The organism is Ancylobacter sp. IITR112 (assembly GCF_041415945.1).
In the GTDB taxonomy this organism is placed as follows: Bacteria; Pseudomonadota; Alphaproteobacteria; order Rhizobiales; family Xanthobacteraceae; genus Ancylobacter.
In genome coordinates this window covers 2,818,435-2,827,376 of sequence record NZ_JBGCUS010000001.1, presented here as the reverse complement: position 1 = coordinate 2,827,376, position 8,942 = coordinate 2,818,435, and the positions used below count along the sequence as shown (strand labels likewise).

Sequence of the window (8,942 nt, the reverse complement as noted above, 5' to 3'; positions counted from 1 at the left end):
CAGCGCTGTGCGCCCTCGGGCGCCGTTTGGCATTGCGCTGTGAGCTGTGGGAAAGCACCGGAGCGAACGCATGTTCGATTCATTGACCGACCGCCTTGGCGGCATACTCGACCGGCTGAAACGACGCGGCGCCCTTACCGAGGCCGACGTGAACGAGGCCATGCGCGAGGTGCGCCGGGCCCTCATCGAGGCCGACGTGGCCCTCGATGTGGTGCGCTCCTTTACCGACAAGGTGCGCGCGCGTGCTGTCGGCGCGGAAGTCATCAAGTCGGTCACCCCCGGCCAGATGGTGGTGAAGATCGTCAATGACGAACTTGTCGCCATGCTGGGCTCCGACGCCAAGGCGATCGACCTCGACGCCGCGCCGCCGGTGCCGGTGCTGATGGTCGGCCTGCAGGGCTCGGGCAAGACGACATCGACCGCCAAGATCGCCAAGCGCCTGACCGAGCGCGGTAACCGCAAGGTGCTGATGGCCTCGCTCGACACCCGCCGTCCGGCGGCGATGGAGCAGCTTGCCACGCTCGGCACCCAGGTCGGCGTCGCCACCCTGCCGATCGTCGCCGGCCAGTCCGCCGTGCAGATCGCCCGCCGCGCCATGGAAGCCGCCCGCCTCGGCGGCTTTGACGTGGTGATGCTCGACACCGCCGGCCGCGTCACGCTCGACGAGGCGCTGATGGCGGAAGTGGCCGAGGTGAAGGCCGCGACCAAGCCGCACGAAGTGCTGCTCGTCGCCGACAGTCTGACCGGCCAGGACGCGGTGAACACCGCCAAGGCGTTCGACGCCCGCGTCGGTCTCACCGGCATCGTGCTCACCCGCGCCGATGGCGACGGGCGCGGCGGCGCCGCCCTTTCCATGCGGGCCGTCACCGGCAAGCCGATCAAGCTGCTCGGTACCGGCGAAAAGATGGACGCGCTGGAGGATTTCGATCCCCGCCGCGTCGCCGGCCGCATCCTCGGCATGGGCGATGTGGTCTCGCTCGTCGAGAAGGCGGTCGAGAATCTCGACGCCGAAAAGGCGATGGCCGCCGCTGAGCGCATGCGCAAGGGGCAGTTCGACCTCAACGATCTGCGCATGCAGCTCGACCAGATGGAGAAGCTCGGCGGCCTTGGCGGGCTGATGGGCATGCTCCCCGGCGTCGGCAAGATGAAGAACCAGCTTGCCGCCTCGGGCATGAATGACGGTGTGCTGAAGCGGCAGAAGGCGATCATCGATTCGATGACCAAGAAGGAGCGGCGCAACCCGAAGCTGCTCGACGCCTCCCGCCGCAAGCGCATCGCGGCCGGTTCCGGCACCAAGGTCGAGGACGTCAACCGGCTGATGAAGATGCACCGCCAGATGGCCGACATGATGAAAGCGATGGGCGCCCCCGGCGCCAAGCGCGGCCCGATGGCCGGGCTCGCCTCCATGTTCGGCCTCGGCGGGGGCGGCGGCATGCCGAGCCCCGAGCAATTGAAGCAGATGGCCGAGAAGATGCCGGGTGGCCTGCCCGGTGGCGGTCTGCCGCCGAATTTCCCTGGCAACATGCCCGGTCTTCCGGGGCTGGGCACCAAGCCGGGCGGGCTTCCCGGCCTGCCGGGCTTTGGTAAGGGGCCGGACAAGAAAAAATGACCGCCCTTATCGAGAAGATGGATGTCGGCGACTGGTTCGGGTTGGCCACTTTGGTCGTGGTTGTGGCCGTCAGTGTTTGGACCGCTTTCCATACTTCTGGTCGTGAAGGTAAACGGAAAGTTGCGGAGGCGCGTCTAAAGTGGAATGATCGCTTTCAAGAGTTGGCCGCAGAGTTACACGACACGTTTAGGGAAATAGAGCGTCTCGATCAGCTAAAGAGATACCCTATTTCCAGAAGAAGAAATCTCGATAAAGCTCAGAAATTGGCAAGTGAGCTTTTGATAATGATTAATCCGGATTCTGCTGACGAGGCCGGTCGGCAAGAGGCCAGAATGGAAACATATCTTGTGTCGAGGTTGGCCTCTTTTGGCCGACCTGTAGATCTCGAATACATAAGAACTTTGCGAGTTGTACTAAAAAGATCTTGGCAAAAGGCCAAGGCTGAATTCTAGAAAGGAAGACCTGAATGTCCCTCAAGATCCGTCTCGCCCGTGGCGGCGCCAAGAAGCGTCCCTATTACCGCATCGTCGTCGCCGATTCGCGCTCCCCGCGCGATGGCCGCTTCATCGAGAAGATCGGCACCTTCGATCCGCTGAAGCCCAAGGATGCGGCCGACCGCTTCACCCTCGACACCGAGAAGGCCAAGGCCTGGCTCGCCAAGGGTGCCCAGCCGACCGACCGCGTCGCCCGCTTCCTCGACAGCCTCGAACTGGTGAAGCGCGCCCCGCGCAACAACCCGACCAAGGCCGTTCCCGGCAAGAAGGCGCAGGAGCGCGCCGCCGAGGCCGCCAAGGCGGCGGAAGCCGCTGCCGCCGCCGCTGCTGCCCCCTCGGCCGAGTGAGGCTGGGCGAGCCCGCGCTGAGGAGCTCTCAGCGGGGGTAGACCATCATGCCCGGCCTTGGGCCGGGCATCTGCGACTTCCGGGCGTGCCGCGAAAGACGTGGATGGCCGGGACGATCCCGGCCATGACGATGGCGGGGTTCGTTCCTGCCGCCCGCGACTTCAGGCGACCGGCACATTTCAGAGCGAGCCCATGCCGCAGGACCGCATCCTCCTCGCCCGCATCGGCGCCCCGCATGGGGTGCGCGGCGAGGTGCGGCTATTCATCTTCGCCGAAGACCCGTCTTCGCTGCTCGACTATGCGCCGCTGACCGACGAGGCCGGAGCGCGGACCTTCCGCATCAAGACGCTGCGGCCGGCAAAGGAGCATTTCGTCGCCCGGCTCGACGGCGTCGACAGCCGCGAGGCGGCGGAGGCGCTGACCAATCAGGGTGTCTACATCGCCCGCGACCTTCTTCCCGAGCCGGAGGAGGAGGACGATTTCTATCATGCCGACCTGATCGGGCTTGCCGCCGAGACCACGGATGGCACGTTGTTCGGCAAGGTGCTGGCGGTGCATGATTTCGGCGCCGGCGACATTCTCGAAATCGCCCCGGAAGCCGGCGGCAAAACGCTCATGCTGCCCTTCACCAAGGCGGTGGTGCCGAGCGTTGACCTCAAGGCCGGCCGCCTTGTCGTCGATCCCGGCGAATGGGTGCGCGAGGAAGCCCCGCCGCCTGAGGCGGACCAGGGTTAGGCGGCGCTCATGTGGCGCGCCTCGCTCATCACCATCTTTCCCGGCATGTTTCCCGGCCCCCTCGGCCTGTCTCTGGCGGGACGCGCTCTGGCGCAGGGCGGCTGGGCGCTGGAGACGGTGGACCCGCGCGATCACGCCACCGACCGCCACCGCTCGGTGGACGATACGCCGGCAGGCGGCGGGCCGGGCATGGTGATGCGGGTGGACGTGCTGGCCCGCGCGGTGGACGCCGCCGCGCCGGAAGGCGACACCCGTCCACGCCTGCTGATGACGCCGCGCGGGACGCCTTTGACCCAGAAGCGGGTGCGTGAACTCAGCGCCGGCGACGGTGTCGTCATCGTCTGCGGCCGCTTCGAGGGGGTGGATGACCGGCTCGTCGCCGCGCGCGGGCTGGAGGAAGTCTCGGTCGGCGATGTCGTGCTCTCCGGCGGCGAGATCGGTGCGCTGGTGCTGCTCGACGCCTGCGTGCGGCTGCTGCCGGGGGTGATGGGGCATCCCGAATCCGGCACGGAAGAGAGTTTTTCCGCCGGCCTGCTGGAATATCCGCAATATACTCGCCCGCAGACTTTCGAGGGGATGGAGATCCCCTCCATCCTCACCGGCGGCGACCATGCCAAGGTGGCGCGCTGGCGCCGAGAGCAGGCGGAAGCGATCACCCGTGCGCGCCGGCCGGACCTTTGGGCCGCCTATCTCGCCGCGCGTGACGGTTCTGCGACGAAGGGGGAATGACAAACCCTTTCGTTTCGCGTATAGGGCGCGCCGTCACTACCAACTGACAACAGCAAGATGCGGGCGCCGGGCCTGACGTGCCACGGTCGATCCCGCCTGAGGTGATAGAAATGGTCGATATTATTCGCGAGCTCGACATCGAGCAGGTCGCCAAGCTTTCCGAAGTGCGCGCCATCCCCGATTTCCAGCCGGGCGATACCGTCATCGTCAATGTGAAGGTGAAGGAAGGCGAGCGCACCCGCGTGCAGGCCTATGAGGGCGTCGTGATCGCCCGCAATGGCGGCGGCATCAATGAGAGCTTCACCGTCCGCAAGATTTCCTACGGCGAAGGCGTCGAGCGCGTGTTCCCGCTCTACTCGCCGAACATTGACAGCCTGAAGGTTGTCCGCCGCGGCAAGGTGCGCCGCGCCAAGCTCTATTACCTGCGCGACCGTCGCGGCAAGTCGGCCCGTATCGCCGAGCGCCAGGACAAGAATGCCGGCAGCCGCAAGAAGGGCGCTGCCCCGGTCGCCGCTGCCGAGTGAGGCCGGCGCCGGCTTCAGCCGGCTGTCCGCACAATGTCCAGGGCGGCTTCGGCCGCCCTTTTCATTTGCGCTGGCGCGTCACTGGTGCGCCGGCGCGTCACTGGCCCGCTGTGACGGGAAAGTCGAAATAGGTGTCGGGGAAGGGCTCGTCCGCCAGCGTGTAGTGCCACCATTCCTCGGCATAGGGTTTGAACCCGTGCCGCTCCATCAGCGTCTTCAGCGTCAGCCGGTTGGCGGTGGCCGCTGAAGCAATCCCCTCGGCGCCGTGATGGGCCCGCACATCGAAGCAGTCATAGCCGGTGCCGAAATCGAGTGTGCCGTCGTCAAACCGCTGGCCCACGGGCAGGGCGCAGTCGGCGAGCGGATCGCCGGGTAGCCAGGGCCTGGCCGGGGCCGCGTCCAGCCGGACCAGGGCGAGATCCACCGTGCTGCCCCGGCTGTGGCCGGATTTCTCGGCAATGTAGCCGCGTGCGAACAGCTCGTCTTTCGGCACGCGGGGATAGAATTCCGGCTTCATCGTCACATCGCCCAGATCCTTCGCCCAGGCGACGAAATCGGCGACAGCCCGTGCCGGCCGGTAGCAATCATAGATCTTGAGCCCGAGGCCCTGCGGCGCGAGTTCTTCCGCCGCCTTGGCCAGTGCTTCCGCCGCCGGACGGGTGAGGATGCACTCGCTCGCCTCATAGCCGCGGATGGGCCGACCGACGAAGTTGTGGCTGCCGGTATAGCGGAGGTCGTACTGAACACCGGGGGCGAGGCTTTTCAGCCGCACGAAGCCGTCCGGCAGATCGGCGCTGTGGGCGGGGACGGTGAGGGCGGCCGGGACTGCGGCCGCGAGCATCAGCAGGAAGATCCGGAGCATGGCGCAACCTCGTGGACGGGGGCACAGGCGATGTGCCACCCGCATTGGCGGCTGTCCAGCACGGCTTCCCAGGCACGGTTCCGGTCAAAACCGGCTCACCGGCGCGGCGCGACATGGCGTATCTGACACCCGCTCTTCATGCAAATCGCAGCTTTCATGGGGATCGCGGTCTTCAGGCGGATCGCCATACACGCCGCCTCAAAGCGGAAGGGCGCCGCTTCAGCAATCGCGGATGTGCAGCACGCGGGTGTTTGTCTGCTGCTCGACCAGCAGAGTGCCGTCGCCCAGCATGGCCGCCTGCATGACGGTGGCGAAGTCCGGCTTGCGCAGCGGGCAGGTGATGAGGGTGGGGTGCTCGATCTTCGTCACCTCATGCGGCAGCATGTCCACCCGATTACCGGCCTCGACGGCGGCGAAGGTGGCAAGAGTTGCGGCAATCAACGCGATATCCGACAGGCGCATCGTCCACTCCCTTCCGGACATCAGCTTAGCTCCATGGCTGACGCTACGCCATATCGAATATAAAGAGAAAGAACCCGTGCTCCTTTGCCAGCAACAGCCCGTCTATACTTTTGAATACATTATTCCAGTCGCGGCCGCCACGCTTCACGTCCTCGTGCGGCGGCGCCCGTGGCGCCTAGGAGTGGCGGCGATTGTTTGCCGGGCCGAGACTTGCTAGAAGGGTTCCATGATGGCGCTTGGTTCCCCGATCACGGCTTCCTGCGGCGCGGCGATTTCGCCGGCGCCCGGTGCCGCGCGCCCGGAGGTCCGCCGCCGCCTGCCGACCACGATCGGCTTTGCCGCGGTTCCGGACCATGTCCGCCTGCCGGCGCGCTTTTTCGGACGCTTCACCGCCTGCGCGGTCGCCGGGCTTAGCTGAGCGCCGCCCGGAGCCGCCTTATGGCTTCGTGCTCCCGGCCGCGCTGCTGCCCGCCCCTGTTTTCCTCTTCGCAAGAGACGCCCAGCATGAGCACGTCCGCTCCCCGTACCCTGTACGACAAGATTTTCGACGACCACGTCATCGACCGCCAGGAGGATGGCACCTGCCTCCTCTATATCGACCGGCATCTCGTGCATGAGGTGACCAGCCCGCAGGCTTTTGAGGGGCTGCGCGCCGCAGGCCGTCGGGTGCACGCGCCGTCGAAGACGCTAGCCGTGGTCGACCATAACGTGCCGACCACCGATCGCCGCTTCGGCATTGACGATCCGGAAAGCCGCACCCAGGTGGAAACGCTGGCCGAGAACGCGCGCGAGTTCGGTGTCGAATATTTCAACGAACTCGACAAGCGCCAGGGCATCGTCCACGTCATCGGCCCGGAGCAGGGCTTCACTCTGCCCGGCACCACCATTGTCTGCGGCGACAGCCACACCTCGACCCATGGCGCGTTCGGCGCGCTCGCCCATGGCATCGGCACGTCGGAGGTGGAGCATGTGCTCGCCACCCAGACGCTGATCCAGAAGAAGAGCAAGAACATGCGGGTGCTGGTGGATGGCCGGCTGCCCGAGGGCGTGACCGCCAAGGATGTGACGCTCGCCATCATCGGCGCCACCGGCACCGCCGGCGGCACCGGCTATGTCATCGAATATGCCGGCGAGGTCTTTCGCAACCTCACCATGGAAGGCCGCATGACGGTCTGCAACATGTCGATCGAGGGCGGCGCCCGCGCCGGCATGGTGGCGCCGGACGAGACCACCTATGCCTATGTGAAGGACCGTCCGCGCGCGCCGAAGGGCGCCGCCTGGGACGCGGCGCTGCGCTACTGGGACACGCTGCGCACGGATGACGGCGCCTTCTTCGACAAGGAAATCCGCCTCGACGGCGCCGCCCTGCCGCCCATCGTCTCCTGGGGCACCAGCCCGGAGGACGTGATCTCGGTGGAAGGCGTGGTGCCCGACCCGGAGATGATCCACGACGCCGACAAGCGCGAGGCGAAGAAGCGCGCGCTCGCCTATATGGGCCTCTCCGCCGGCACCAAGATCACCGACATCGCCATCGACAAGGTGTTCATCGGCTCCTGCACCAATGCCCGCATCGAGGATCTGCGCGCCGCTGCCGCCATCGTGCGCGGCCACAAGGTGCGCGAGGGCGTGTCCGGCATGATCGTGCCGGGTTCGGGGCTGGTGAAGTTGCAGGCCGAGGCCGAAGGGCTCGACGCCATCTTCAAGGCGGCGGGCTTCGACTGGCGCGAACCGGGCTGTTCCATGTGCCTCGCGATGAATGCCGACAAGCTCGGCCCGGAGGAGCGCTGCGCCTCCACCTCGAACCGCAATTTCGAGGGCCGGCAGGGCTTCAAGGGCCGCACGCACCTCGTCTCCCCCGCCATGGCGGCGGCGGCGGCGATCGCGGGTCGTTTCGTCGACGTGCGCCGCTGGCCGCGGGCGGGCTGAACGCACGGGGAGGGCGGCGCGATGAGGGGCGATCCGTTCTGGGAACCACCGCCCGACGACCCCACGGAAGTGTGGGGCCGTCGCATCGGGCGGGGTCTGGCCGTAGTCGTTGCCTTCGCGCTCGCCGTCTATCTTCTCGTGACCTATCTGCGGTGAGACCATGAGTGCGGACTGGCTGAAGCGCGGGGCGCCGTCGCTGGGTGAGATGGAGGCGATGGCCGAGGAGGCCTATGCCCGCCTGCCTGAGGAATTCCGCGCCCTGTGCGGCAATCTCGTCATCCGCGTCGAGGATTTTCCCACCGACGAGGTGCTGAAGGAGATGGAGGCGGAGACGCCGTTCGATTTGCTCGGCCTGTTCCAGGGCATCGGATTGGCGCAGGGCTACGAACTGGCGACCGGCGTGCTGCCCAACATGATCTTCCTCTATCGCCGCCCGATCCTCGACTATTGGGCGGAAAATGAGGAGACGCTGGGCGACATCGTCACCCATGTGCTCGTGCACGAGATCGGCCACCATTTCGGCCTGTCGGACGAGGATATGGAGCGGATCGAGGAGGAGGCGGGCTAGCGCCTTGCTCCCGGATTGAATTTGACGGGCGCGTGAGCGTCCAGGAGAAGTGAGACATGGACAAGTTCACCACCCTGACCGGCGTCGCGGCGCCGCTGCATCTGGTCAATGTCGACACCGACATGATCATCCCGAAGCAGTATTTGAAGACGATCAAGCGCACCGGCCTCGGCACCGGGCTGTTCTCCGAACTGCGCTACAAGGAGGACGGCTCGGACAATCCCGATTTCGTGCTCAACAAGCCGGCCTACAAGGGCGCGCAGATCCTGATCGCTGGCGATAATTTCGGCTGCGGCTCCTCGCGCGAGCATGCGCCCTGGGCGCTGCTCGACTTCGGCATTCGCTGCGTGATTTCCACGTCCTTCGCCGACATCTTCTATAATAACTGCTTCAAGAACGGCATTCTGCCGATCCGGGTGACGCCCGAGCAATTGGCGGCGCTGTTCGACGATGCGGCGCGCGGCGCCAATGCCAAGATCACGGTCGATCTGGAAAGCCAGACCATCACCGGCCCCGATGGCGGCTCGATCTCCTTCGACATCGACCCGTTCCGCAAGCATTGCCTGCTCAATGGGCTGGACGATATCGGCCTCACCCAGGTGAAGGCAGACAAGATCGCGTCCTATGAGGAAAAGCTGAGCGCGGAGCGCCCCTGGGCGTGAGTGTTACGGCGCCGCTGCGGTGCA

General features: G+C 66.1%; 12 protein-coding genes. 10 read left to right on the top strand and 2 right to left on the bottom strand.

The window, feature by feature from the left end; genetic code table 11:
- The first annotated feature begins 70 nt into the window (after positions 1-70).
- The 6 genes from ffh to rplS all read left to right on the top strand — a co-directional run bounded on the left by ffh (position 71) and on the right by rplS (position 4,438).
- A complete protein-coding gene (gene ffh / locus AAC979_RS13540) occupies positions 71-1,609 on the top strand; it encodes a signal recognition particle protein (RefSeq protein ID WP_371347399.1) in 1,539 nt (512 codons plus the stop codon).
- Entirely contained in the window at positions 1,606-2,061 is a 456-nt protein-coding gene (locus AAC979_RS13535) for a hypothetical protein (RefSeq protein ID WP_371347398.1), read from the top strand. The genes ffh and AAC979_RS13535 overlap by 4 nt, the downstream gene beginning before the upstream one ends.
- A 14-nt stretch (positions 2,062-2,075) precedes the next feature.
- Positions 2,076-2,450, top strand: a complete 375-nt coding sequence (rpsP, locus tag AAC979_RS13530) for a 30S ribosomal protein S16 (protein ID WP_371347397.1) — start codon at positions 2,076-2,078, stop codon at positions 2,448-2,450.
- Positions 2,451-2,642: 192 nt separating this feature from the next.
- Positions 2,643-3,185 carry a ribosome maturation factor RimM gene (gene rimM / locus AAC979_RS13525; protein WP_371347396.1) on the top strand — a complete coding sequence of 181 codons (543 nt, stop codon included), beginning with the start codon at positions 2,643-2,645 and terminating at the stop codon, positions 3,183-3,185.
- Between the two features lie 9 nt (positions 3,186-3,194).
- The gene (gene trmD, locus AAC979_RS13520) at positions 3,195-3,914 is read left to right on the top strand and encodes a tRNA (guanosine(37)-N1)-methyltransferase TrmD (RefSeq protein WP_371347395.1); all 720 of its coding nucleotides are present in this window, start codon (positions 3,195-3,197) and stop codon (positions 3,912-3,914) included.
- Positions 3,915-4,024: 110 nt separating this feature from the next.
- A complete protein-coding gene (rplS, locus tag AAC979_RS13515) occupies positions 4,025-4,438 on the top strand; it encodes a 50S ribosomal protein L19 (RefSeq protein WP_371347394.1) in 414 nt (137 codons plus the stop codon).
- Positions 4,439-4,535: 97 nt separating this feature from the next.
- On the opposite strand, the gene AAC979_RS13510 is transcribed toward rplS, so the two are convergent.
- Both AAC979_RS13510 and AAC979_RS13505 read right to left on the bottom strand, forming a co-directional pair.
- Complete coding sequence (locus tag AAC979_RS13510) at positions 4,536-5,300, bottom strand: M15 family metallopeptidase (RefSeq protein ID WP_371347393.1); 765 nt, start codon at positions 5,298-5,300, stop codon at positions 4,536-4,538.
- A 219-nt stretch (positions 5,301-5,519) separates the two neighbouring features.
- Entirely contained in the window at positions 5,520-5,783 is a 264-nt protein-coding gene (locus AAC979_RS13505) for a hypothetical protein (RefSeq protein ID WP_371347392.1), read from the bottom strand.
- Between the two features lie 205 nt (positions 5,784-5,988).
- Here AAC979_RS13505 and AAC979_RS13500 point away from each other — a divergent pair, with 205 nt between their 5' ends.
- The 4 genes from AAC979_RS13500 (at position 5,989) to leuD (ending at position 8,918) form a co-directional block, all read left to right on the top strand.
- Positions 5,989-6,180, top strand: coding sequence for a hypothetical protein (locus AAC979_RS13500; protein ID WP_371347391.1), 192 nt, complete (start codon positions 5,989-5,991; stop codon positions 6,178-6,180).
- 86 nt (positions 6,181-6,266) lie between these two features.
- Positions 6,267-7,688 (top strand): 3-isopropylmalate dehydratase large subunit, encoded by a 1,422-nt coding sequence (gene leuC / locus AAC979_RS13495; RefSeq protein WP_371347390.1) that lies wholly within the window; start codon positions 6,267-6,269, stop codon positions 7,686-7,688.
- A 160-nt stretch (positions 7,689-7,848) separates the two neighbouring features.
- Positions 7,849-8,256 (top strand): metallopeptidase family protein, encoded by a 408-nt coding sequence (locus AAC979_RS13490; protein ID WP_371347389.1) that lies wholly within the window; start codon positions 7,849-7,851, stop codon positions 8,254-8,256.
- A 56-nt stretch (positions 8,257-8,312) separates the two neighbouring features.
- Entirely contained in the window at positions 8,313-8,918 is a 606-nt protein-coding gene (leuD, locus tag AAC979_RS13485; RefSeq protein WP_371347388.1) for a 3-isopropylmalate dehydratase small subunit, read from the top strand.
- The last annotated feature ends 24 nt before the right edge of the window (positions 8,919-8,942 follow it).

Coding starts and splice junctions, on each gene's coding strand:
- AAC979_RS13510 (WP_371347393.1), bottom strand. CDS start 5,300: ATGCTCCGGATCTTCCTGCTGATGCTCGCGGCCGCAGTCCCGGCCGCC.
- AAC979_RS13500 (WP_371347391.1), top strand. CDS start 5,989: ATGATGGCGCTTGGTTCCCCGATCACGGCTTCCTGCGGCGCGGCGATT.
- trmD (WP_371347395.1), top strand. CDS start 3,195: ATGTGGCGCGCCTCGCTCATCACCATCTTTCCCGGCATGTTTCCCGGC.
- AAC979_RS13505 (WP_371347392.1), bottom strand. CDS start 5,783: ATGTCCGGAAGGGAGTGGACGATGCGCCTGTCGGATATCGCGTTGATT.
- rimM (WP_371347396.1), top strand. CDS start 2,643: ATGCCGCAGGACCGCATCCTCCTCGCCCGCATCGGCGCCCCGCATGGG.
- leuC (WP_371347390.1), top strand. CDS start 6,267: ATGAGCACGTCCGCTCCCCGTACCCTGTACGACAAGATTTTCGACGAC.
- rplS (WP_371347394.1), top strand. CDS start 4,025: ATGGTCGATATTATTCGCGAGCTCGACATCGAGCAGGTCGCCAAGCTT.
- AAC979_RS13535 (WP_371347398.1), top strand. CDS start 1,606: ATGACCGCCCTTATCGAGAAGATGGATGTCGGCGACTGGTTCGGGTTG.
- AAC979_RS13490 (WP_371347389.1), top strand. CDS start 7,849: ATGAGTGCGGACTGGCTGAAGCGCGGGGCGCCGTCGCTGGGTGAGATG.
- leuD (WP_371347388.1), top strand. CDS start 8,313: ATGGACAAGTTCACCACCCTGACCGGCGTCGCGGCGCCGCTGCATCTG.
- ffh (WP_371347399.1), top strand. CDS start 71: ATGTTCGATTCATTGACCGACCGCCTTGGCGGCATACTCGACCGGCTG.
- rpsP (WP_371347397.1), top strand. CDS start 2,076: ATGTCCCTCAAGATCCGTCTCGCCCGTGGCGGCGCCAAGAAGCGTCCC.